This window comes from Cupriavidus sp. SS-3 (assembly GCF_035818815.1).
GTDB lineage: Bacteria > Pseudomonadota > Gammaproteobacteria > Burkholderiales > Burkholderiaceae > Cupriavidus > Cupriavidus taiwanensis_C.
Window position 1 is genome coordinate 89,319 of the sequence record NZ_JAYLVT010000011.1, and the last position, 23,725, is coordinate 113,043.

At 62.0% G+C, this 23,725-nt stretch carries 23 protein-coding genes and 1 pseudogene; 3 read left to right on the forward strand and 21 right to left on the reverse strand.

What is annotated here, in order from left to right:
- Window positions 1-33 precede the first annotated feature (33 nt).
- Window positions 34-1,311 carry an amino acid permease gene (locus U9J39_RS18035; protein WP_116313377.1) on the reverse strand — a complete coding sequence of 426 codons (1,278 nt, stop codon included), beginning with the start codon at window positions 1,309-1,311 and terminating at the stop codon, window positions 34-36.
- A gap of 262 nt (window positions 1,312-1,573) precedes the next feature.
- On the opposite strand from U9J39_RS18035, the gene U9J39_RS18040 reads away from it, so the two are divergent.
- Window positions 1,574-2,563, forward strand: a complete 990-nt coding sequence (locus tag U9J39_RS18040; protein WP_051373359.1) for a LysR family transcriptional regulator — start codon at window positions 1,574-1,576, stop codon at window positions 2,561-2,563.
- 12 nt (window positions 2,564-2,575) lie between these two features.
- Here U9J39_RS18040 and U9J39_RS18045 read toward each other — a convergent pair.
- From U9J39_RS18045 to U9J39_RS18110, 14 genes and pseudogenes are all read right to left on the reverse strand, one after another.
- Window positions 2,576-3,557, reverse strand: a pseudogene (locus U9J39_RS18045) (Bug family tripartite tricarboxylate transporter substrate binding protein).
- A 95-nt stretch (window positions 3,558-3,652) separates the two neighbouring features.
- Complete coding sequence (locus tag U9J39_RS18050; RefSeq protein ID WP_172581810.1) at window positions 3,653-4,306, reverse strand: carboxymuconolactone decarboxylase family protein; 654 nt, start codon at window positions 4,304-4,306, stop codon at window positions 3,653-3,655.
- A gap of 150 nt (window positions 4,307-4,456) precedes the next feature.
- Window positions 4,457-5,236 carry a sulfite exporter TauE/SafE family protein gene (locus tag U9J39_RS18055; protein WP_240071515.1) on the reverse strand — a complete coding sequence of 260 codons (780 nt, stop codon included), beginning with the start codon at window positions 5,234-5,236 and terminating at the stop codon, window positions 4,457-4,459.
- A gap of 101 nt (window positions 5,237-5,337) precedes the next feature.
- Window positions 5,338-6,285, reverse strand: a complete 948-nt coding sequence (locus U9J39_RS18060; protein ID WP_018006551.1) for a tripartite tricarboxylate transporter substrate binding protein — start codon at window positions 6,283-6,285, stop codon at window positions 5,338-5,340.
- A 364-nt stretch (window positions 6,286-6,649) separates the two neighbouring features.
- Window positions 6,650-6,811 (reverse strand): LysR family transcriptional regulator, encoded by a 162-nt coding sequence (locus U9J39_RS18065; protein ID WP_115712089.1) that lies wholly within the window; start codon window positions 6,809-6,811, stop codon window positions 6,650-6,652.
- Window positions 6,812-6,813: 2 nt separating this feature from the next.
- A complete protein-coding gene (locus tag U9J39_RS18070) occupies window positions 6,814-7,788 on the reverse strand; it encodes a LysR family transcriptional regulator (RefSeq protein ID WP_240987723.1) in 975 nt (324 codons plus the stop codon).
- 17 nt (window positions 7,789-7,805) lie between these two features.
- Window positions 7,806-8,639, reverse strand: a complete 834-nt coding sequence (locus U9J39_RS18075; protein ID WP_252678941.1) for an amidohydrolase family protein — start codon at window positions 8,637-8,639, stop codon at window positions 7,806-7,808.
- Window positions 8,640-8,673: 34 nt separating this feature from the next.
- Window positions 8,674-9,357, reverse strand: a complete 684-nt coding sequence (locus tag U9J39_RS18080) for a fumarate hydratase C-terminal domain-containing protein (RefSeq protein WP_018006555.1) — start codon at window positions 9,355-9,357, stop codon at window positions 8,674-8,676.
- Window positions 9,351-10,286, reverse strand: coding sequence for a fumarate hydratase (locus tag U9J39_RS18085; protein WP_018006556.1), 936 nt, complete (start codon window positions 10,284-10,286; stop codon window positions 9,351-9,353). The genes U9J39_RS18080 and U9J39_RS18085 overlap by 7 nt, the downstream gene beginning before the upstream one ends.
- Before the next feature lie 12 nt (window positions 10,287-10,298).
- Complete coding sequence (locus tag U9J39_RS18090) at window positions 10,299-12,047, reverse strand: L-aspartate oxidase (protein WP_115712084.1); 1,749 nt, start codon at window positions 12,045-12,047, stop codon at window positions 10,299-10,301.
- On the reverse strand, window positions 12,048-12,395 hold the full coding sequence (locus tag U9J39_RS18095; protein WP_018006558.1) for a succinate dehydrogenase: 348 nt from the start codon (window positions 12,393-12,395) through the stop codon (window positions 12,048-12,050). It lies immediately after the preceding gene.
- Entirely contained in the window at window positions 12,392-12,727 is a 336-nt protein-coding gene (locus U9J39_RS18100; protein ID WP_025583057.1) for a succinate dehydrogenase, read from the reverse strand. Before U9J39_RS18100 ends, U9J39_RS18095 begins: the two co-directional genes overlap by 4 nt.
- A 2-nt stretch (window positions 12,728-12,729) precedes the next feature.
- Window positions 12,730-13,464 (reverse strand): succinate dehydrogenase/fumarate reductase iron-sulfur subunit, encoded by a 735-nt coding sequence (locus tag U9J39_RS18105; protein ID WP_018006560.1) that lies wholly within the window; start codon window positions 13,462-13,464, stop codon window positions 12,730-12,732.
- 156 nt (window positions 13,465-13,620) lie between these two features.
- Window positions 13,621-14,586, reverse strand: a complete 966-nt coding sequence (locus tag U9J39_RS18110) for a LysR family transcriptional regulator (protein WP_115712082.1) — start codon at window positions 14,584-14,586, stop codon at window positions 13,621-13,623.
- 214 nt (window positions 14,587-14,800) lie between these two features.
- Between U9J39_RS18110 and U9J39_RS18115 the strand changes: the two genes are divergently transcribed.
- Window positions 14,801-16,282, forward strand: coding sequence for a CoA-acylating methylmalonate-semialdehyde dehydrogenase (locus tag U9J39_RS18115; protein WP_115712080.1), 1,482 nt, complete (start codon window positions 14,801-14,803; stop codon window positions 16,280-16,282).
- A gap of 318 nt (window positions 16,283-16,600) precedes the next feature.
- Here the strand turns inward: U9J39_RS18115 and U9J39_RS18120 are convergent, their stop codons facing one another.
- From U9J39_RS18120 to U9J39_RS18140, 5 genes are all read right to left on the reverse strand, one after another.
- Window positions 16,601-17,992, reverse strand: coding sequence for an aldehyde dehydrogenase family protein (locus tag U9J39_RS18120; RefSeq protein ID WP_115712078.1), 1,392 nt, complete (start codon window positions 17,990-17,992; stop codon window positions 16,601-16,603).
- Window positions 17,993-18,085: 93 nt separating this feature from the next.
- On the reverse strand, window positions 18,086-19,030 hold the full coding sequence (locus U9J39_RS18125) for a Bug family tripartite tricarboxylate transporter substrate binding protein (protein WP_018006574.1): 945 nt from the start codon (window positions 19,028-19,030) through the stop codon (window positions 18,086-18,088).
- Window positions 19,031-19,135: 105 nt separating this feature from the next.
- On the reverse strand, window positions 19,136-20,200 hold the full coding sequence (locus U9J39_RS18130) for an isocitrate/isopropylmalate dehydrogenase family protein (RefSeq protein ID WP_115712076.1): 1,065 nt from the start codon (window positions 20,198-20,200) through the stop codon (window positions 19,136-19,138).
- Window positions 20,201-20,214: 14 nt separating this feature from the next.
- Window positions 20,215-20,640 carry a cupin domain-containing protein gene (locus tag U9J39_RS18135; protein ID WP_062802364.1) on the reverse strand — a complete coding sequence of 142 codons (426 nt, stop codon included), beginning with the start codon at window positions 20,638-20,640 and terminating at the stop codon, window positions 20,215-20,217.
- A 31-nt stretch (window positions 20,641-20,671) separates the two neighbouring features.
- Window positions 20,672-21,589 carry an amidohydrolase family protein gene (locus U9J39_RS18140; RefSeq protein WP_051373357.1) on the reverse strand — a complete coding sequence of 306 codons (918 nt, stop codon included), beginning with the start codon at window positions 21,587-21,589 and terminating at the stop codon, window positions 20,672-20,674.
- A gap of 417 nt (window positions 21,590-22,006) precedes the next feature.
- Here U9J39_RS18140 and U9J39_RS18145 point away from each other — a divergent pair, with 417 nt between their 5' ends.
- Window positions 22,007-22,888 (forward strand): GntR family transcriptional regulator, encoded by an 882-nt coding sequence (locus tag U9J39_RS18145; RefSeq protein ID WP_025583043.1) that lies wholly within the window; start codon window positions 22,007-22,009, stop codon window positions 22,886-22,888.
- A gap of 9 nt (window positions 22,889-22,897) precedes the next feature.
- Here U9J39_RS18145 and U9J39_RS18150 read toward each other — a convergent pair whose 3' ends face one another.
- Window positions 22,898-23,281 carry a hypothetical protein gene (locus U9J39_RS18150; RefSeq protein WP_198036056.1) on the reverse strand — a complete coding sequence of 128 codons (384 nt, stop codon included), beginning with the start codon at window positions 23,279-23,281 and terminating at the stop codon, window positions 22,898-22,900.
- Between the last annotated feature and the right edge of the window lie 444 nt (window positions 23,282-23,725).

Below are 23,725 nucleotides of genomic sequence, written 5' to 3' on the forward strand. Positions count from 1 at the left end.
CACATCATTCCCTCAAACATCCATCATGCGTTTTCAGTACCCCAATGCCTTCAATACGGGCGTCATGCATACGACCACACCCACGAAGAATACGAAGTAGACCGACTTGGACTTGTAGGCGTGTAGCGCAGGAACCTTGTAGACAAGCAGGCACGGGATAATGAAGGAGGTGACGCCGTAGATGGGCGCGGCGATTTGCTGTAGCAAAAGGATCGAGAACTTTGATTGCACCCAAAGCCAGAGCGCTCCCACGATCAGGACCGATGTGCCGATTGAAACCACCTTTCTGTTGATGTTCTCCCTGGGAATGAACCGGGACAGCACATTGATCGCGATGCCGGAAACAGCCTCGTCGATCCCCAGGTACAGGCCAAAGAATGCAGTCACGATGGCAAACACGTTCAGCGCGGTCGTCATCAGCAACACGTCAGCCCCAGGAATCACACTACCTGCCAGGGCCAGTGCGGAGATGTTCTGTGCCTTGGCAGACAATGCCTGTTCGTGCGATAGCGAGAACGTGAACGAAGTGGCGAAGAACAACACCGATACCACCAACACGACGTATGCCACCCGGTGCGCGCGGATCGCGCGGTATGTCGCGATGCGCGGATCTGAATCTTGCTTGCGGAACGCAATGTTCATCGGACTCAGTATCTGAACGAAGAGAATCGAGAACACGGTGAACGGCAAAGTCAGCACGGTGTCGATCGCCAGCTTCTTCAACTCGGGGAACGAAGGAAGATTCCCCATGATGTCCCAATGCGGGATCATGACGAAGCCCAAAAGCAGGACAATAGCGAGCTTCACGATCACCAATGGCCCGGAGACCTTGAACAGCAACCGCTCACCTTGCGCCGCGATCAGCACCAGCACAACCAGAATCGTCAGAGAGTACAGCGGACTATCCGACAGCAGCTGGGTGGTGATACCGAAGGTCTGCAAATACTTGGCGCTATCGAAGGTCACGGCCAACGAGTACGTCAACATCCCCTTCAGCAGCATGAGGAGATAAGCAATACTTAGAAAGAAGCCCCAGTTCTTACCCAGGTAATGGGTAATGATGCTGACATAGCTATCGCAGTCCGCGCTCTCCGACAGCGTCCTCAAATAAAGGTTCTGCATCATGTAGAGCGCGGGATAGGCCAGGATGACGGATGCGATGAATACCCACACTCCCATGATCCCGACCTGGACCGGCAAAAACACCACGCCGGCACCAATGGCCATCCCGATACACAGGATGACCCAGCCGAGGTCGTAGCGCGTAAACGGCACGCGCATCTCCTCAGCAGAAATGGTCAGTTGTCTCATTTCTCCTCCATAATTTCTCAAGCTATTTTTTAAAGCAGTTCGGCAGTCGGGCCTTCTTTGCTTTTCAGCACACCGACGCTTGCATACGGATTGGTGGTCCTCATTTCCTTTCGCCTTCGACCCCGATCCATTCTCAGGGACTTTCGACGATTCAGTTAGCGAATTCCCTTCAAACCATCTTTGATGGAAAGTCAAAGATGCCGGCGTCGCAGGGTAGGTGGCGCGAACCAAGTAGATGCGATGCGTCACGCTTCGGAATAGAATGATGCTGCCCTCAGCACTACAGGGGACGCGCATACGCTGCCAGGCCGGCGCCTCCGAAAATATGTCTAAAAGCTTCGCAACGTTCACACAGATCACTGTGTTTGTCAGGGTGGCCGAACTGGGCAGCTTGAGCGCAGCTGCGAGAGAACTCAATCTGTCGCCTTCAGCCGTGAGCAAGAGCCTTTCGCAGCTCGAAGACCGACTTGGCGTATTGCTGGTCAAGCGCACGACCCGCAGCATGACGCTGACGGATAGTGGTCGCATCATGCTGGAGCGGGCGAACGGAATTCTCTCCGACGTAGAGAGCACTCTTGATGCAACCAGACAGTCCCAGCGCCTTGAAGGGACACTGAGGGTGACTTGCTCCATTGCGTTCGGCAGCAAGCAACTCACCCCTATAGTGGGCAGGTACCTCGGCGCATATCCGGATGTGGACGCGCGCGTAACACTTGACGACCGGCTGGTAAATCTCGCTGAAGAGAACTTTGATGTCGCGGTGCGCATCACGGGCGACACCGACTCGGGCTACGCCGCTCGCAAGCTGGCACCCATACACTGGGTATATTGCGCTGCGCCAGCGTACCTGGCCAGGCATGAAGCGATTCTGGAACCTTCCGACCTGATGCGGCATCAATGCCTGGTTTATCCGGAAATGACCATGAATGGCGCATGGACGTTCCAGCGAGAAACGATGGTGCAGCACATCGGCATCGCATCCAGGCTGACCTCGAATTCCAGCCTGGCGCTGCGCGAGGCTGCGTTGCAAGGCTACGGTGTCGCTTGCCTGCCCACCTATCTGGTCTCCCACGATATCCTGTCGGGGCACCTGAAGCTTGTGGTCCCGGAATACCGGGCGGCGATCTCACATTCGCTGTACGCGATGTACTACCGCTCGCGTTATGCGCGCGCTGTCATTCGCAGCTTCATCGACTTCCTGGTTGCCGATATTGGCGAGGTGCCCGTCTGGGATCGCGCACTCAGTTCCTAGCCGTGGGCCAGGTCAGTCTGCGCTGAGCTGTCTCAGCTTGACGATTCGGGCCCACTTCTGCGATTCGGCTGCAATGATTGCCTTCATCTGCGACGCATCTTCACCCCCCGCACGCATACCCTGCGACATCAGTCTCGCCTTGAGTTCGTTGTCTTGCAGCGCCTTGACAGTGTCGGCCCGGATTTTGCGCTCAATGTCTGCTGGCGTACCCGCTGGAACTAGCAGCGCAAACCATGCCGAAATATCTTCCAGGCCCGGAACACCAGCTTCGGTTGCAGTAGGCACTTCCGGCAACATGGGAGAGCGGCTTTTATCGGTAATCGCCAGCGCCTTGATGCGGCCAGCGTTCACAAATGGAGATACGGCTGCGATGTTTCCAACCACAACCTGCACTTGCCCCCCCATCAGGTCATTCAACGCGGGAGCCTCGCCCTTATAGGGCACGTGCTTGAGATCGATCCTTGCGGCATCGGCAAACGCTTCTCCCGCCATGTGGACCTGGGTGCCATTGCCGGCAGATCCAAAATTCAGCTGGCCCGGTCTTGATCTGGCAAGCGCCACAAGGTCCTTCAGAGTCTGGGCGGGGACAGCGGACCCTACAGCAATCACCATGGGGCCTCTGGCTATATTGGCAATGATGGTGAAGTCTGAGGGGGCTATACGGCAATTGCCGATAGATGTGCGGGTTCACCGTCAGCTGACTTCCGCCGACGAGGATCATCGTATACCCGTCTGCAGGAGACTTTGCCACCAGCGACGCCGCGACACCGCCCCCTGCGCCAGGCCTGTTATCCACTACGACGCTCTGCTTCCATATGTCGCCAAGCTTTTGCGCCAGAGATCGGGCAATGACATCCGTCGCGCCGCCTGCTGCGAAAGGCACAACAAGCCTGACGGGCTTCGTCGGCCATGACTGGGCGAACGCCGAGGAGGCCATCATGGCGCCAATGAAGACCAAGGCTGCTACGCGAAACTGGGGGAGGATACTCATCATTCGGGTATGCGCGAGCGAAAAAATGGCCTGCTACGGATGCCGAGCCACGCGAAGCCAAGCCATGCCATAAGCCAGCTTGCACTTCGCGGCCGTTTTTACAGTATCTCTCCGGCTGCGAGGAACGACGCTTCGATCCGGGCCGACACAGCCAGGTGAACCACCTGCGCAACCTGCGCTGGCACGATACCTAGCGCCCGCGCCGCATCAACATGACGCTCCATGCAATACACACACTGGGTAATAGTAGCGCAGCCGATAGCAAGCAATTCATAGTCGAGCCTGGACAGGGGCATCCCGTCCTTGTGCATCTCGCCGAGCATCTTCGTCAGCCGCTCGAAATCCGCTGGCGATGACTTGCGGAATTGGGTCATCAACTCACGATCTTTCTTGATTTCGGAAACAGCCGAAGAGACAGCGGCGGAGTCTTCATCGCCATTGAGGTACTTGTAGGCCAGCCTGCCGTAGGCAACCGCGGCACCGGCTCGCAAGGCCGTGGCAACACTGACTGCCTGCTCGATCTCCTCTCGCGCAACGATCCCCTCTGCTTCGTTCCTGCAGGTCCGCAACATTTCCGCGCAGGGAATTGCGACGGCAATGGCGATCCGGACCAGCGCCAGCTGGCGAGGGGTCAATCCCGCTTCTCCATCTTCTGCCGCATGCAAGTGGGACCGGTGCGTCTCAAATGCCTGCACATAGGTCGAAGCCGGGCCTTTTACCCCGGAGATGATTTCCTTGACACTTGCTGCCATAGTCTCTTCCTCGTTTTCATGGTGATACGCCCGCGCAAGGCTATCGCGCCGGAAAACCATGCTCAATTGAAATAAAACTCAATGGCGAATGGGATACTTCGCTGCAACCGCTGCGTGAGCCGCTATGGTGAGCGCTGTGCAGACAGGATGTCATCGCATCAGCAGGCCGCGGACCAGCACCGAAGCGCCACTGGCGCCGAGGAACACCAGCAGCGCACGGCGTACGGCATCTGCCGCGATGCGCCGGCGCAGGCAGGAGCCCACGGCCAACCCGGCCAGACTGAATGGCATGGCAAACGCGGCACTGCGCCATAGCTCGTCTTGTTGCAGGAGACCGCCGCCTGCAAACGCCAGCAGCCTAGCTACCGCACTGGACAGGATCACGGACGCAATGGTGGACCGGAACACGTCGATCTCAGGAAGACGGCTCGCCAGATACATCGTGTAGATTGGCCCGCCCGTGCCAAACAAGGCGCTGAATACGCCACCAATGACACCGGCCGGCACTGACCACCCCTTTGCGGCGGCAGCCATGCGCCCGGAGGAACCCATCAATGCGCGCGCCGTCATGGCCAGCACAAACAGCCCGAGCCCCACCAGCAGCCAGCGGGATTCGAGCTTTGCCAGCACGGTGGTGCCCAGCGCCACGCCGATCATCATGAACGGAAGCAATCGAAACAATTCGGTGTGCGACACCGAACTCCGGTTCCGCACACCCACCACGGCGGTCGCCACCAGATCGAGCAGCAGCAGCATTGGCACTACGAACTGCAGCGGAAGGAATTGCACCAGCACGGGTACCGCGACCATCGCCGCGCCAAAGCCTGTCAGGCCGAACACCGTGTAGGCGGCCGCAATGGTCGCAGCCAGGATTGCGTAATGTTCTGCCGCCATGGTCGCCGGTCGCCTTGTCGAAAGTGTTGCTGCCATGCCTGGCTATATCCTGGTCCGGGCGCGGTGGGCGGCGGATGAATAGATGCCGGGGTCATCCGCCTGCCCACAGGGCGCTGGTCCGCCCGTCATTGCAACCACTAGTTAGCAGCAATCTTCCGCTTCGCGACCAGGAGCTTCCAGCGCCCGGCTTCCTGGGCGATCTCTTCGGGGAGCCGCCCCTTCGGCGTGAGCGTCCTGGCCATGCCCTGGGATGCCAGGTAGCGTTGCATGCCAGGCTCCGACACCGCCTTCTCCAAGTCGGCATACATCTTCGCAGTCAACGCTCTGGGCGTACCGGCCGGTGCCATTAGCGCAAACCAGCCGTAGAACGTGAACCCCTGCAAGCCGGCTTCGGCGGCCGTCGGCACATCGGGCAGCAGCGTTGAGCGTTCTTTGCCGGTCACGGCAAGCGCGCGCAAGCGGCCGCCCTTGAGCAGCGGCGAGATCGCGTTGATATTGCCCACGGTCATGTTGACCGTACCGGCCATCAGGTCTGCGTAGGCCGGCCCCTCGCCCTTGTACGGCACATGGACCACATCGATGCCGGCAGCCTCTGCGAAGGCCTCGCTGGCCATGTGTACCTGGCTGCCATTACCGGCCGAGGCGAACGTGAGCTTTCCGGGGTTGGCCTTGGCATAGGCAATCAGCTCGGTCATGGTTTTTGCCGGCACTTGCGTATTGACGGTCACAACCATTGGCCCGCTGGCTACCTTGCTGATCATCTCGAAGCTCTCGGCGGAATACGGTAGCTTCTGATAGATGAACGGGTTGACCGTGAACATGCTGCCGGAAGCCAGCAGCAGCGTATAGCCATCGGGGCTTGCCTTGGCTACCATCTCCGCGCCGACGGCCCCGCCGGCGCCGGGCCGGTTGTCCACCACCACCGGCTGCTTCCACTGCTTGCCCAGTTCGAGAGCCACGGCACGCGCCAGCAGGTCAGTGGCGCCACCGGAGGCAAACGGCACCACCAGGCGCACCGGCTTCGCCGGCCATTCCTCGGCATGCGCTCCCGCCATGTACAGGGGAGCGATGGCAAACGCGAACATGGTCATTGCCACCGAAGTGCCGTGCCGTTTGGCGCGGGCGTGGCCAAATCCCGCTGTTGGAAGGCGATTCCGACGCATGCGGCGCAGCCATTGCTTGGCCTGACCGATCCATTGCCCAAACGCCTGTTCAGTACCTGATGCTTGCATCGCTGTCTCCTTTTGTGGCGCCGTCACGGCTTCGACGATCGCGTTTGAATGCTGCGGTTTCGATCCATCCTAATTTCGAACCTCATCGATACGAAACGGATTATTGCAATCAGCCTTATCAGTTAAATTTGTTATTGTTATTTTCGGAAATACGTCTCCCCTCGCATTTTCAAGAATGCGAATCCGCAATTGGCCCTGATGAGTTTTTGTTTTTAGGCTATTCCAGCGTCACGCCCAGCATCTGCTCAAGCTCGTTCACGGCGGAGCTGACCGCCGACTGCGACAGCGCCGTGGTCTCGCCCGCCGCCGCGGTCGAGCCTGTTCTGGCCACGGCCGAGAACAGTTCCAGTTGCCGCAGCGAGAATCGCAGCGCTGCCATGGCTAGCCCTTCCTGACCAGTTTCGGCCTGCCGTTGTCGGGCGTGCCAGCCGGCGTCGTGACCTCGGTCAGCGCGTCCAGCAACAGCTTCGACAGGTGCGCACGCGGATTGTCACGGGGCACCAGAATGCCAAGCCGGCGGGTCAGCGGCGGCGATCCGAACGGGATGGTGCGAATCGACGCCGGGAACTCGTTCTCGACGCCACGCGCCGGCACCACGGAAGAACCCAGGCCGTTGGCAACCATGGCGATAACGCCTTCGAGCGTGTCGATCTCCATGGTCGACCGGACCGCAATCTGCCGGCGCACCATTTCTTCCTGGACCAGTAGACCGACCCGCGCGGTACGGTTGAACCGGACATAGGGCGTGGTTTCAAGCACGCCTTTGTCCGAGTCGCCACGCGTCGTGGCATGGGTGATGACGACGAACTCCTCATTGAAGAACGGCATGAACTGAAGGTCCAGGCGCGGCACTTCGGGTTCCGTGACGACTGCGACATCGAGCTGGCGCCGGTACACCGCCCGTTCAAGATCGTGCGTGAGGCCGGTGGTCAGGTGGATGTCAATGCGATGCCCTTGCTGCTGGAGCCGCTTGAGCGCGAGCGGCAGTACGCCCGACACGCACGTATGAACCGAACCGAGCTTGAGCACGCCGCCCGCTGCTTCGCGCTTGAGCGCCGCGCTCATGCTCTCCCAGTGTGTCAGCAGGTCGCGGGCCCGGTTCGTGAACGCAAGCCCGGCGTCCGTCAGCACCGGCGGCCGCCGGCTACGATCGAAGATGGTCATGCCAAGCTCCTCTTCGAGCGAGCGCATTTGCATGCTCACGGCCGACAGTGACAGGCCGATCGCGTTGCCTGCTTCCGCAAAGCTGCCTCGGTCTGCGATCGCTACAAGCGTATAGAGTGTCTTAACGTCCATGTCTGACAAATCGATAGTTGGTTGACCCGCTGGCGCGGTGGCGACGTCATTCTGCCGCATGGACGTGCGCCGCGTGCCTACAGCTTCAACAGACGACGGGCGTTTGCGCCCATGATTTTTTCCAGATTGCCGGGGCGGATCGGCAGCGTTTCGAACCACTGCTTGTAATCGCGCACCGGGCAGAACGGGAACGAGCTTGCATACAACATCCGGTCTGACAGGAAGGTATCGGCGGCCTTCACGTATTCCTCCCACCCCGGCATCCGCGAGAAGTACATGTCCGGGGACAAGTACAGGTTCGGACGTCGGAACGCAATGTGCAAAATCTCCGTGACCCAAGGCCAGCCACCGTGGACCACCACCACGCTCAGCCGCGGAAAGTCAGACAGCACACGATCGGTCCGCACAGGGTCCGAATAACTCAGGTCCGGCCCGGCCGTGCCGCCCACCATCAAGATGACCGGCACATCCAGATCTTCGCAGTGGGCGTAGATCGGATACAGCCGTCTGTCATCCGCGTACATCGGTATGGGATAGGCGCCTGGTTCGATGTTGATGGCCTTGAAGCCTGCGGCAATGGCATCGGAGATGGTCTGGCACGCCGCCACGCGCTGGGTCGGGTCGATGGACGCCGCCCCGATGAAGCGCCCCGGGTATTCCCGCACGATCTGCTCCACATCGGCATTCGACACGCTCCCCAAGGTGCCGGCAAGGCGCCCCACCACGACGCCCTTGTCGACGCCGGCGCCGTCCATCTCCTGCATCAGCAGGTCCATCGACTGCTGCTGCGCGGCGGGCGACGGCTCGAAGCCGACGGTCCGGGTAAAGCCATCGCGGCGCTCTCCTGCCGAGTACATCAGGGTGTCAAGGAAGCCACCGAGCGGCGGGCGGAGACGGAAATCGATAATCATGTTCTGTTCCTCGTTGACTGGTGGAGAGCTTGCGTTACATCACTTCGTTCTTGCGGTCGTCGGTCTCGCCATAGCGGTGCAATGCCGGGGGCTTGAGGCCGGCGTATAGCTTCTCGATGCCGGCATTGATCACTTCGGCATGCTGCGCAAACAGCGAGTTACCCTCCAGGTCGCTTTCCACGATAAACGGGCCAAAGTTCTCGACTTCGAACATCCACATTGCCTGGGCAATGCCCAGCTCGTCGAGCCAGAACACATCCTTCACCCGCTTGATGCCCCGTCCCAGCAGCGCGCCGGTGCCATATCCCACTGTCGTCAGATAGATCGCCCCGCCGGGTGCCATGACCCGCTTGTAATCCTCGGCGGGCATGCCGCCCTTGCCGATAAAGATCCGGCAGTCGGTCTTCTCCAGCCATTTCGGAATCCACTTAGAAAACCGGAAACTGGCTGTCGCCGTCACTGCCCCGACGTTGTAGCCGCCGTCACCGGCCGGGGCCGCGGCCGGAGAGCAATGGAAATTGACATTGCTCAGGCCCCTGAGCTCAACCGGCAGGTCAAGGCCTTCATCCAGGACCTTCTTGTAGACGCCCTCTCGCGCGGTATAGACCAGGCCGCTCAAATAGACGGCCGCTCCCAGTTCAAGCCTGGCGATATCCGCCGTCGTGGCCGGCAAGTTGATGTGGAAGACTTTCAGTTCATCGTCCTTGGGGCTTACCATTCGACCGTCTCCCTGCGCAGGTATGGGGTGAACCACTGGGGGTCCGTGCGATATGCGATGTCGCCGTTGGCATGGATCCGTGCCGTCGCACGGCGCGACGACAGACAAAAGGTGTGCAGGCTGATCGGCATGCCGCCGGTATGGGTGTGGCCGACCTCGATATGGCAATCGACCACCATCGAAGAGCCGACGAAGCCCATGGCACCCATGCCGATTGAATTGCCAAGCTTCATCAGCTCCAGCTCCAGTTCGGCGATTTTCGGATCCGGATTGCGATTTCCGACCACGCGCAGGCATGCCGCCTGCTTGCCGAGCTGCATGCAGGTGTCCTTGGACCCGCCCAGCCCGATACCAACGATGGCCGGCTGGCATGCCAAGCCGCGTTTGCCGAAAGCGATCAGGGTATCGAGCACGAAGCGCTTGATGCCGTCGATTCCATCGCCGGGGAAGAGCATCCGGTAGTCGGTACCGAACAGACCGCCCTTGTGCACTGTCGTGATATCGACCCAGTCGGCATCCGGCTCGAAGGACCATTCGATCTCGGGCGCGTTGATGCCGACGTTGTTGTTGTTATCTGTGCGCCATAGCGGGTGTACGCGATTCGGGCGCAGCGGTACGGCCTGCGTCGCGTCCGCCGTGGCCTTGCGCAGGGCACGCTCGACCGCCACGAAGCCACGCTCCACGGTAGCGTTGTTGCCGACCTTGACGTAGTAGCGCGGCAGTCCGGTGTCAGCGCACATGGGCCGCCGGTCCTGGTCCGCGGCTTCCCAGTTGTCCTGCATCGCGTGAATGACAAAGCGCGGCAGCTTTCCGGTTTCCGTCTGCTGCAAGGCCTTGATGCCTTGCTTGTAGTCCTGGGGGATCTCGATCGCGGCGCGCTTCATGATCTCGAACGCGGCTTCCTCGACCCGGTCGATGGAAATGGTCATCGTAGCGGTCCTCTATGCTGCAACTTTGGGGGGTTGACCGGCCTCACCGGCAATCAGGGAGGTGCCGGGCCGGACGATGTCGAACTTCACAGGGACCATATCCAGGCGAAGGCCATCGCCGTCGGCCGTCACCCGGGTATAGCGGCTGCTATGCAGGTCGCCCGGCTCGGGGAAATCCTCGCGGAAATGCGCGCCACGACTGTTCTCGCGCGCCAGCGCGGACACCGTGATCACGCGGGAGATGTCCACCAGGCTTTGCAGGTTCATCCAGTCATGCCAGGTCACGTTGTAGCGGCGGTCGCCATCGGCAACCCCCATGGCCATCAATGCCTCGCCGTGCGATGCCAACGAATCCAGGCCGCGGCGCATGGCCGCTTCGTTGCGCAAGACCCCGACGTCGTCCCACATGGTCTGCGCCAGCGCGTCGCGCAGTTCGTGAATTGCTCCGGGCGATCTGGCGAACGGGTACTCCGCCCGCTCGATGCCGCTGGCAATGACGCGCTTGTCCGGTTCTTTCCAGTGCTGCACGCCCGAAGCATAGGCGGCCATAGAATCGCCGGCGATACCGCCGAAGACCGTCGAATTCGCCACGCCGTTGCCGCCCAGCCGGTTGGCGCCGTGGACGCCGCCACAATCCTCGCCCGCGGCAAACAGGCCTGGCGATGCCGTGCTGCCATCGACATTGAATTCCACGCCGCCCATCAGGTAGTGGGCGGTCGGAACGACCTCGACCCGGCCGCCGGCCAGATCGAAACCACAATCCTTGCAGCGATTGACCATCCCGGGGAATGTCGTGGCGACCTTCTCGGCGCCAAGGTGGCTCATCTGGATATATACGCCGCCCATCGGTCCAGTCCTGCCGGCACGCATTTCGGCATAGATGCCGCGACTCACCACATCGCGCGTGGCACGCTCGCCGCGCGCATCATAGCGAGTCATGAAGCGGTCGCCATCGCCGTTGAGCAGCCACCCCCCCGCACCACGCAAGCCCTCCTCCAGCACCGTGCCGGTCATGCGGGTGTCCGGTCCGCCCAGCAAGCCGGTGGGGTGAAATTGCACCATTTCCATGTCGCGCAGGCTCAGGCCGTAGCGCATTGCCATCGCCAGGCCATCACAGGTCTTGTCGCCGGACGGAGTGTGATAGCGGTACATGGTCGGGCCGGCGCCCGTGGCCAGCAACACTGCCTTGGCCTGCACGAAGCGGTAGCTGCCGCGTCGCATATCGATGAACAGCACGCCGGCGATGCCCGACCCATCCGCGGCGGGTATCAGCTCGATGGCCCGGTGCTCCTCCATCTCTTCCACATCGAGCGCACGCACCTGTTCCATCAGGCGGTTGATAATCTCGATGCCGGTCAGGTCGGCCTTGTGTACGGTGCGGTCGAAGCTCTGCCCGGCGAAAGCCTTCTGGTGCAGGGTGCCGTCCGGATTGCGGTCAAAGAAGCAACCGATCTCGTTCTCGAGCTCGCGCACCCGCTCGACCGCCCCTTCGACCAGCCGCCAGGCAAGGTCTTGGCGGGGCAGCCACTTGCCGCCTTCGATGGTATCCATGAAATGGCGCTCGACCGAGTCCCCGGCGGAAAGCGCCACGTTGTAGCCACCTTGGACCATGCGCGTGCACCCGCACTTGCCTAACAGACCCTTTACGGCCACGGATACCTTTAGCGCCGGATTCGCCTTCTTCGCGTGCAACGCGGCGAACAGGCCTGCTCCGCCAGTACCGAGGATCAGGATGTCCGTCTTGTGGTGTTCGATTTGCATTCAGATTACCCCCAGGGCAAAGATCACGCCGACCAGCAGGGACAGCGCACCACCCCAGCTGATCCAGGACAGGCGAGCGTCACGGGTCGAACTCCATGGCAGCAGTTCCAGTGCCAGCAGCCGCAGGCCAAAGCACATGTGCACGGACAGCAGCAGCACCAGCCCCCATTCGCCGAACTTCACCGCGCCCATGTCGGCAAACTTCAGGAAGGCGTCCATGCGCGCACGCTGGTCGAGGGCGAGGCCCAGAACGTAGAAGTGCGCCGGTAAAAAGATGCCCAGAGCGAGTCCGGACAGGCGATGCCCCAGAAAGGCCCAGTAGGCGCGGTGATTGCGCGGTGATTTCATGACAGCAAGCCTCCCACCGCCGCCACGGCACGCAGCCCCATCCACAACAGCAACAGTCCGAACAGCAGTCCAAGCGAGGACGCTGCGCCGCGACTGAGCCGCCCCCATTCGATCAGGATGTTGCGCATGCCGATCGGCACGTGAACCGCGACGCTCAGCACGAACAGCGAATAGAAAGGAATCCAGATCCAGCTTCCTTGCGTGCGTGACAGGATCTCGGCGGCGGTCAGTCCTCCCCGTACGGCATAGAGAATGACCGCCAGATGCACGAGCACGAACGGCGCCATGATCATGGCCGTCAGGCGCTGCAATGCAAACAGGCGCGACTCCATGGTCAGTCCCCTCCCTTCAGGAACTGCAGCAGTGCGTTCTTCTTGAGTCCGGCGATGCTGCCGGTCGGGCTCAGGCTGACCGGACAGTGCGTCATGCAGTTGCCTTGCGTGTGGCAGGAATGGCAACCGCTGCCCGAAGTCGCTTGCTTGAGCACGCCCTTCGGGTCGGCATGGCGTTCGTCGTTGAACAGCGTCCATGCCCGGTTCAGTGCCGCAGGGCCCAGGTATTCCTTGTCCCACGACACCACGTCGCAGGCGGCATAGCAAACACCGCAATTGATGCATTCAATGGCAGCATCGGCCATCTTGCGCTTGCGGCTGGCGGGCGAAACCGCGGCTGGGGGATCGTTGCGCGTGGCGGTCCCGACAAAGGTGTTACCCGCCTTCTTCCACTTGTCGAAGAACTCGGACATGTCTACCACCAGGTCCTTGATGCGAGGCATGTTGCGCAGCGGCTCGATCACGATCACGCCGTCCTCCTCCACGCGGCTCACATGGGTTCGGCAGGTCCAGCGTGGCCGCCCGTTCACCGTCATCGCGCACGATCCGCACACACCGACCCGGCATGCGAAGCGGTACGACAGTGTCGAATCCATGTGGCGCTGGACCTCGGTGACCACGTCGAGCACGGTCTGGTTCTCGCGCCACGGCACCTCATAGGTGGTGAGACTGCTCTCGTCGGTGCCACGCGCAATGCGTACCGTCAGCGTGCGTTTCGTGGCTGTTGTTGCCTCCATGCCTCTCTCCCGTTTCGACCGTGCCTGGCCGTTGCTCTGATGGGTGGGTTGAGAGAAGTCTAAGTAATCGATATTTATGAAGCAATAATATTTAGCTTGATATTTTTTGAAGTAAATCGCAAAAAGTGGATAAAACCAGACCTGTTTTCCACAGGGTCAGACCAGGGCAGGCGGCGTTGAGGTGAATCCCTTCGAAAAGCTCTCGCGTAGATAGTCGACGAAGACTTGCGAGACCCTCGATGCATGGGCGGAGTATGGCCGGATCGCATAGAGCCAATCACCGAAAGCCCCCGTTGCACGCCACTCGGGCAGCACCTCGATAAGCCGGCCAGTGTCGAGTGCCGACTGGGCACTGAAATCCGGCAGCAGCGCAATGCCAAGCCCTTCGATGGCGGCGTCACGCAAGGCCTCGCTGTTGTTGACCGCCAGCGGTCCGTTGACCGCCACGGTCACCGGGTCGGCATGGGTGGAGGGTTCATCCGGGCCGGTCCGTACGAAGGTCCAGGTCGCGGTGCCATGCTGCCGGGGGTAATGCAGGCAGGCATGGTCAACGAGTGCCTCGGGGATTTCTGGTGTACCGTTGGCGCGCAGATAGGATCGGCTTGCCACCAGCACGATACGCGTGGCAGACAGGGTCCAGGCGACATGGGTTTCCGGTGGCGCGGTCGTGTGGCGCACCGCGATGTCATAACCTTCCTGAGCCAGCGAACGCAGGCGGTCCGACATATCCAGTTCGATCTGGATTTGCGGATACTGCCGCAGAAATTCCGGTAGCCGCGGCACCAACTGTTGCCTGGAAAACGCAACCGGCGCGGTCACTCTCAAAAGTCCGCGCGGAGCTCCGGCGAGGTCTCGCACGTTGGCAAAGCCAGCGGAGATCTGCTCGAACGCACCGCGCATCGAATCCACCAGTTGCCTGCCTGCATCGGTCAGCGTGGCGCTGCGTGTCGTGCGCTGAACCAGCATGATGCCTGCCGACCTTTCCAGGTCAGCAATATGCTGGCTCATGGACGCCTTGCTCACACCAAGGCGGGCCGCCGCCTTGCTGAAACTACCTTGTTGATGCAACACCATGAGCCAATGCAGGTGTTCCCAAAGGCCCTCTACATCACCCTGCCGCATAGTTGCTCCCTGTCCAGGCCATCCCGGCCTCATATTTCACAGCTATAACATGGGTGTAGGCAAATTTCCTGAACAGTGAGTTTGGGCCCGGGCCGCTACCCGGGCCAGATCCTGCTACCTACACTGCGGTCATCCTTCAACGCGGTGGATTTCGACCCACCCACGACGCCAGGAGATCCTTGTGACCGCTCCCTACAACTCATCCGCGGAAGTTATGCACTTTGTAGCCGGAGCGCCCTATGCCGGTGCCGGCACGCGCTCGCAGGCTGTGTTCAATCCCGCCACGGGCGCGGTCGCGCGCAGCGTTCGACTGGGCAGCCCTGGGGACGTGGATGCCGCCGTCGCCAGCGCGCTTGCCGCGTTCTCGAAGTGGGCTGACACGCCGCCGATCCGCCGCGCCCGCGTAATGCTGAAGTTCCTGGAGCTCATGAACCGTCACAAGGACGAACTGGCCGCCATCATCACCGCCGAGCACGGCAAGGTCTTCAGTGATGCCCAGGGTGAGGTCAGCCGTGGCATCGACATCATCGAGTTTGCCTGCGGCATCCCGCAGCTACTCAAAGGCGATTACACGGATCAGGTCTCGACCGGCATGGACAACTGGACGCTGCGCCAGCCGCTCGGCGTCGTCGCGGGAATCACGCCGTTCAACTTCCCATGCATGGTGCCGTGCTGGATGTTTCCGGTGGCCATCGCGGCGGGCAACTGCTTCGTGCTCAAGCCCAGCGAACGCGATCCGTCGGCATCGCTATTCATGGCCAGGCTGCTGCAGCAGGCGGGGCTACCCGATGGCGTGTTCAACGTGATCCAGGGCGACAAGGTCGTGGTCGACGCCCTGCTGCATCACGCCGACGTCAGGGCCGTCAGCTTCGTCGGCTCGACGCCGATCGCCAACTATATCTACGAGACCGGCGCCAAGCTCGGCAAGCGCGTACAGGCGCTGGGCGGCGCCAAGAACCATATGGTGGTGATGCCCGATGCGGACCTCGATCAAGCCGTGGATGGCCTGATCGGTGCCGCCTTTGGATCGGCCGGCGAGCGCTGCATGGCAATTTCCGTCGCTGTCCTGGTGGGTGACATCGCCGACAAGATCATGCCGAAGCTCGCGGCACGTACGCGCGAGCTGGTCATCAGGAACGGCATGGATCCTGATGCCGAGATGGGTCCGGTGATCACGGGCCAGGCGCTCGAGCGCATCGAGAACTACGTCGCGCTCGGGGTCGATGAAGGGGCCCGGCTGGTAGTCGATGGCCGCAACTGCAAAGTGACGGGACACGAGCAAGGCTTCTTCACAGGCGGCACCTTGTTCGATAACGTGTCCCCCGACATGCGAATCTACAAGGAAGAGATCTTCGGCCCGGTGCTGTCATGCGTGCGCGTGGACGACTTCGCCCAGGCGGTCAAGCTGGTCAATGCGCATGAATTCGGCAATGGCGTCGCCTGCTACACGCGCGACGGCCAGGTGGCCCGCGAGTTCGCACGCCGAATCGAGGTCGGCATGGTAGGCATCAACGTGCCGATCCCGGTGCCGATGGCCTGGCACGGTTTTGGCGGATGGAAGCGTTCGCTGTTCGGTGACATGCACGCGTACGGCGAGGAAGGCGTGCGCTTCTACACGCGCCAGAAGAGCGTGATGCAGCGATGGCCTGCCGATATGTCAGGGGGCGCTGAATTTGCTATGCCGACGGCGAAGTAAAAAAGGCAACTTGACGCGAACTCGGGACCAGCTCATATCGATGCGTGAATCAGGCTGGGCCTCCGTCGCGCTCCCTGTGACGATCCTGCCCGACTAACCCTCGGCGTCGCCGCCGATGGCATAGTGCTACGCCAGCGAGCGACTCCCTTGAAGGCCATGCCCTTTTAACGTCTTGCGCGGGCGTTCGTTGAGCCGCCTGGCAATGGAGGAAGCCGCCGTGGCCGCCGCCGAGGGCCGCTAAGGGCAGGACGGTTTCCGTTGTCGGGCGGGCATCCGACCGAGACCGGCCAGCAGCGGACATCGACCAGTCAGCGACGTTCACGCAGACGCCACTGCCCAATAGGTACGTGCATTGGTGAACTCGCGGATGCCCGCGGCGGCAAGCTCGCGGCCGTAGCCTGACTTCTTTGTGCCGCCAAACGGCACGCGCGCGTCGGAAGCGGTGATCGCGTTGATGAACGCGGCGCCGCTGGTGATGCCCTTCGCCACCGCCAGCGCCCGCTGGCTCGATCCGGCCCAAACGCTCACCGACAGGCCAAACGGCGTGGCGTTGGCCAGGCGTACGGCGTCAGCGTCGTCCTTAGCCACCGCGATGGCGGCCAGCGGACCAAACGTCTCTTCGTCGAAGGCAGCCATGCCTGGCTGCATATTGCCGAGCACGGTAGGCGCATAGAAATTGCCAGGGCCCTCGATGGCCTTGCCGCCCGCGAGCAGCACTGCGCCGGCTTCCAGCGACCGGCGCACCTGCTGGTCCAGCGCATCGCGCAGGTCAGGACGAGCCAGCGGCCCCATCTGCGTGGCGGACTTGTTGGGATTGCCGACGACAAGTGCCTGCGTGGCCAGTACAAACCGTTCGGTGAATGCCGTGGCGATGCGTTCCGAGACGATAAAACGCTTGGCGCAGACACAGCTTTGTCCGGCGTTATGGAAGCGCGCCTTGACGGCCGCCGCCACGGCCTTGTCGAGATCCGCATCGTCAAGCACGATAAACGCATCGGAGCCGCCCAGTTCCAGCACCGACTTCTTCGATGCCCGACCCGCCGCCGCGCCAACGGCGGCCCCAGCGCGGTTGGACCCTGTCAACGTCACGGCCGCAATACGGTCGTCCTGGATCAGGCCATCGATGACTCGCGGCACTTCGGGTTCGGCGACGACCAGCGTAGTCATGAGATGCTGCGGCAACCCGGCGTCGAGGAACAGCTTCTCCAGCGCCAGCGCACAACCCGTGACATTGGGCGAATGCTTCAGCAGTACACCGTTGCCTGCCGTAATCGCTGGGATCGCGAAGCGCATCACCTGCCACACCGGGAAATTCCAAGGCATCACGGCCAGCACCAGCCCGATCGGTTCGTAGCTGACCCACGCATCAACCCCCTCAATCTCGGCCTTTTCATCGGCGAGAATGCGCGCGGCGTTATCAGCATAGTAAAGCGCGGTGACCGCGGACTTCTCCAGTTCCCCAGCGGCCTCGGTTATCACCTTGCCCATCTCTGCAGCGATCAGCTCCGCAAATGGCGTAGCCTGGCGACGCAGTTCCTCAGCCAGGCGGCGCACCGCCGCAACGCGGTTCCCCAGTGGTTGCCGGCCCCAGGCTGTCGCGGCGGCATGGCCGGCGCTGACCGCCGCTTCAATCTGTTCCGCGGTCCAGCCTTCATAGGTCTTCAGCACGGCGCCCGTACTGGGGTCGTAAGTCGTAATGGTTTGGGTCATGGCTATCCTTCGGGAAGACCGGTGTTTCAAACAAAAACCTGCCCCTGGCGCACCGGGCCATCGCTCCGGTGCGCCAGAGGGTTGATGGACGGCCTAGTCGGCTGCCACGTTTGCCGTCTTCACGACGGCCGACCATCTGGCCGATTCGGCGCGCATGAAGCGGGCAAGATCCTCGGGCGATCCGCCTGCGGGCTCCGCGCCGAGTTGCGCAAGCCGCTGCCTCGTCGCAGGCTCCTTGAGGATTTCATTGACCTGTGTATTGAGGAACTGGATGGCCTGCTTCGGCGTGCCGGCCGGTGCCAGCAGACCGTACCATGCCGGCGCGTCGAAACCGTTCAGGCCTGCCTCGGCAAAGGTCGGCACATCAGGCAGTTCCGGCAAGCGATGCGTGCCCGTGACGGCGATGGCGCGCAGCTTGCCGCCCTTGAGCTGGGGCAACGCGGATGCCGCGGTATCGAACATCATCTGCACCTGTCCGCCGATCAGGTCGGTCACGGCCGGGCCGCTGCCTTTGTACGGCACGTGGATCATCTCGGCGTGGGTCATGCTGCGGAACAGCTCACCGGCCAGATGCACCGAAGTGCCCTTGCCACCCGATGCAAAGTTCACCTTGCCGGGATTGGCCTTGATGTACCGGATCACACCTTTGAGGTCCTTTTCCGGAAAATCCCTGGTCACGACCAGCACCGTCGGAGACGTTGCGATCTGCACCACGGGCACGAAGTCCTTCTCCGTGTCGTAGCGCAGCTTCTTGTAGACGAACGGATTGATCGACAACGCCACCTGGCCGAACAACAACGTCTGGCCGTCTGGCGCCGCGCGCGCTGCCGCCTCATTGCCGATATTGGTGCCGGCACCGGGGCGGTTGTCGATCAGGAACTGCGCCTTCGTCTTTTCCGACAAGCGCGTGGCGATATATCTCGACACGTTGTCGCTGCCGCCGCCCGGTGCGAACGGCACGATGATGCTGACGGGTTTCGTCGGGTAGTTGCTGTTGGCGCTGGCGCTGCCGATGAACGCCACACTGGCGAGCGTCATCGCCAGCAATGACTTAAATGCGTGCATGCTGTCTCCGGATGTTCTCTTCGGTGGATGGGGCGCGGTGGCAGCCTTGGAGGCACCGCGCCGCTCATAAGGCGGGATTCAGCCCGCGATGATGCTTGCGGCAACGGCCTTGCCGAACGCTGCACAGCCCATGGCGCCGCCAAGGTCCGCCGTGCGCGTAGCAGGATTTGCCAGCACCCGGTCCACGGCGGCGTCGATGGCCCTGGCTGCCGCAACGAAGTTCGGCTTGCCACGGTGCTCACCGAGCCACTGCACGAGCATGGCGACGGACAGGATCATCGACGTCGGATTGGCCTTGTCCTGGCCCTGGATATCTGGGGCCGAACCATGCTGGGCCTGCGCACAGCACAGCGAATCGCCTGCCATGACAGAGCCGCCAAGACCCAGGCTGCCCGATAATTCGCTGGCCAGGTCCGACAGGATGTCGCCATAGAAATTGGTCGCCACGATCACGTCGAAGCGCGACGGGTCCCGCACCAGGTATGCCGTCGATGCATCCACCAGCAGGTCGTCGAGCTTCACTTCGGGGAATTCCGCCGCCACCTTGCGCACTTCGCGCAGGAACAGGCCGTCGGTCATATGGAAGCTGTTGGCCTTGTGGATCGCCGTCACGTGTTTCTTGCGCTTCATCGCCAGTTCGAACGAGCGACGGGCGATGCGCTCCGAGCAATGCGCGGTGATCTTGCGCACCGAGATCGCCATGTCCTTCGACGGCATCATCTCGCCCCAGCCTTCGTACATGTTGCGGTCGGGATAGAAGCCTTCGGTGGCCTCGCGCATGATGACGAGGTCCATGTTCTTTGCGCCCTTGCCCAGGAATTCCCGCGAACGCGACGGCCGCACGTTGGCGTACAGGTCCAGGTCGCAACGGAACGCTGCGGAAATATTGCGGCCGCCCTTGTCCGGCGCCGGATAGTCCGCGTGGGACTGGGTGCCCAGGATCAGGCCGTCATACGATGTAGCTTTCTCCAGCACTTCCTGGCGCAGTGTCGTGCCGTGCTTTTCCAGGCTGGCGAAGCCGACATCCTCATAGTCGAACTGCAGGTCCAGATCAAAGGCCTGGTCGGCCTGCTTCAGGACATCGATGGAGGCAGCAACGATTTCGGGGCCGATGCCGTCGCCCGGGAGAACAAGAATGCGCATGGTGGAAGTCTCTGTTAGGCCTTGGGGGTCTGGTGCTCGGCCGATACGGTCCGGGTTTCGCCGCTATCGACGAGGGTACGGGTGGCGTCGATGGTCGCGTAGATCCACAGGATCTTCATCGGCGCGGTCTTCGACAGGTTGCGGAAGCGGTGCGGCACGTTGGGTGGGATGAATGTGGTATCCAGCGGCTTCAAGCGGTACTCGATCCCGTCGATATCGAGCATGGCCTCACCTTCCACAAGCACAACGCTTTCCTGGCAGTTATGGCTGTGGAACGGAATTTCGACGCCGCCGGCAAACGACGTGTAGCCGGTAATAAAGCTGTCCGAACCGATGGACTTGCCTACCAGCGGAGTCGTGCTGGCGCCGCCGCCACGGTCATAGGCAGGCAATTGGTCGGGCTTGAGCAGCACCGCACCTGAAGGGGTCTTGATCGTCATGGGTAGTTCCTGCTGATTCACTGGTATGTGGTCAGGCCGCGGCACGGTCAAAGCCGTAGAGCCGGGCCGGGTTGTCAACGAGAATGCCTTGCAGCAACGCGGGGGCGGTCGTCCAGCTCGCCAATTGGTTCAGCGCGCGCCCTGCATCCGTCTTGCGGAAGGGCTCGACCTGATCGAGGTTGCCCGTGCGGCTCGCGGAGCTGCCGGTGTGCGGCCAGTCGGACGCCCACACCAGGCGGTCTGAACGCGCCTGGATCAGCGCCATCGCAAATTCCGCAACGTCGTCGAAATCGGGCGCGTTACGCGACGCGCGATACGGCGCCGACAGCTTTACGTACGCGTTGCCGCGCCTCACCAACTCAACCACGCTGGCGAACGCGGCCTTCTGCTCTTCCTTCTTGTAAGCCTTGATGCCGGCGAAGTGGTCGAGCACCACGGGCACTTCTAGCGCCGCGATATCGACGGACAGTTCGGCGATTACATCGACATCCGCATAGACCTGTACCGCCCAGCCGAGAGGCCCGACCAATCCCTCCGCGCGCTTCAGCTGCTTCAGCGCGAAGCCATGGTCGCGTTGGCCGCTCACCTCTAGGTTGAGGCGGATGCCTCGGACGCCCCGGGCATGCATTGCCTGCAGCGCCGCCGGCGTGCTGGTCTCCAGGTCGATCACTGCCACACCGCGGGCCCGCTCGCCAAGCCGGCCCAACGCGTCGAGCAAGGCCGCGTTGTCGGAACCATAGACGCTGGGCTGTACCAGTACGACGCGATCGATACCGAGGCGCTGCTCAAACGCAACCAGGTCTTCGACGCGGGCCGCAGCCGGCGTGTACGAGCGCCTGGCCGCGAATGGGAAACGCGCGCCGTCGAAGATGTGGACGTGACAATCACAACTGCCGGGCGGCGGCCGAAAAGATGGCGCGCTGACGTGGGAGACGAGATCCGGGTTCACTGAAGATCCTTGTGTGGACACACCAGGTGCGTTAGCCGCCATGGCTTCAAAGAGGGAAAGTCCGCCGATGGCCGCCAGGCCTGCCTGAAGCACTTGTCTGCGATGCACTGCTGTCTCCTGTTGTTGTCGGTGCGCCGCCAAGGGGACGCGATGAATGGCATTTTATAAGCTCAAAGAACCATGTAAAGGGTTTTTTGGATTTACAAAGAACCGCCGTCGACCAACAGCGATCGCCAGCCCTTGCAGCACAAGGCACAGCAGGGGATTTTCATGGTATACCCGATGCCAGCTTGCCTGCCTGCGGAATTTGACGCCGCCCGCCGTCAATGTGCATGGCGTCATCGTTGGCCTTTTGATTTTCCAAAAGTCCAACATAGATGTGATAGCATCCGACAACCGGTTTGAACGCTTCCTCTCATGGCCCGCCAGCTCGCCGACGTCCTCGCGGCAAACATTCATCAGTACATCTCTGCTGCCGGGATGGCGCCGGGTACACGTCTGCCCGAGCGGGCGCTGGCCGAGCAGTTCCGCGTGTCGCGTTCGCCCGTGCGAGAGGCCTTGAGGCGCCTGGCGTCACAGTCAGTGGTTGCGGCGCATCCGGAAGGCGGTTATGCGGTGGCCGAAGGCAGCCTCGTGGTACCGGTGGATGGCCGGGAAGTGGATGGCAGCGAAGGCGACGGCGCAGAGGCCGTCTACTTCAGGATTGCGGAGGAGCGGCTCAATGGAGTATTGCCCGATCGCTTCACCGAAAACGAAATGATGCGCAGGTATGGCATCACGCGTGCGCAACTTGGCGCGATCCTGCGCCGAATGGCGCAGGAGGGATGGGTGGAACGACTGCCCGGCCACGGTTGGATGTTCCTGCCCGTGCTCACGTCCGCCGAGACCTACAAACAGGGCTACCGCTATCGCTTGCTGATTGAAGCCGCCGGCATCCTGGAACCGACCTTCGAGCTCGACCGGGAAGCGCTGTTGCGCTGCCGCGCCGAGCAAGAAGCGCTGGCAAACGGCGGTGTCTACTCCGCCTCCGCAGCCGCGCTGTTCGACGCAAACAGCCGCCTGCATGAAACCATTGCCGCTTGCTCAGGCAACGCGTTTATCCTCGAAGGCCTGCGGCGTCTTGACCGCTTGCGCCGACTCATGGAATACCGCAAGGCAGTAGACCGCGACCAGGCCGAACGGCGCTGCCGCGAACACCTAACGCTGATCGACATGCTGCTGAATGGCCAGCAAGAAGCGGCGGCGGATTTCATGCGCCTGCACCTGCGCAATGCTGTGCGCGAAAAGTCGGATAGCTAGTAGCATCGGTCATTCGGCGGATTCCGGGTCACCCGTGACCTCAATCGCATCATTCGGGGCTTGCAGCTGGAGCTTTTTGCATCTACTGCACGTCACAGCAGGGGTTCTGGTGTTGCGGTCCCTTCCAGGCCAGCCGGCCTTCGGCGGCAAGCTTTCGAAAGGCAAGGAGCGTGCGCATAGGGCGTTGCCTTCGAGCGTGAGGCCCAGTCGATCCCCATACTGAGCGTACCAGCGGAAGCCAGCGGTTACCTGGCCCGGCGCGATGCCGGCGTCATAGACTTCCAGCGGATCAAACTCGATCGGGGCAATCAGCAACGCCGCCTCTGCATCGACGAAGAACTGTTGAGCGGCAGGCAACGCCCAGACCACCCGCCCCTTGGCCTTCGCCTGCATGGCAGGATCGCAGGCGGTCAGCCGTGAAACTCTCCACGTAAGGATTTCGCAGGCCCGACCATTCCGCCAGCGCTGCGATATCGTCCCATTCCTTGCCAACGTGCAGGCAGCGCGCCGCGGGCCCGACGGTCTGCGGCACCTCAGGGAGGTCGTAGCGGATGCCTCGCAGCCGAATGTCGCGCCAGGCCCAGACAGCGAAGGATCTGGCGAGCCCCTTGAGCGTCTGCAGCGCGTCGACCGCAAGCCGCAGGTCCAGAGGTCGCAGTTCGACTTTCGGGCGTTTCACGAACCTAGCCGTTCAATATGTGGACGTCCACACCGCCACCCCGCCGTTACCCGCCACGGTGTTCCCACCACGTCCCATGCAGCTTGCAGGCACGAGGCACCGCTCCGCCGCACCTATCGCGCGCGGCACTTCCCCACTACCAATTCGCATCATTGTTT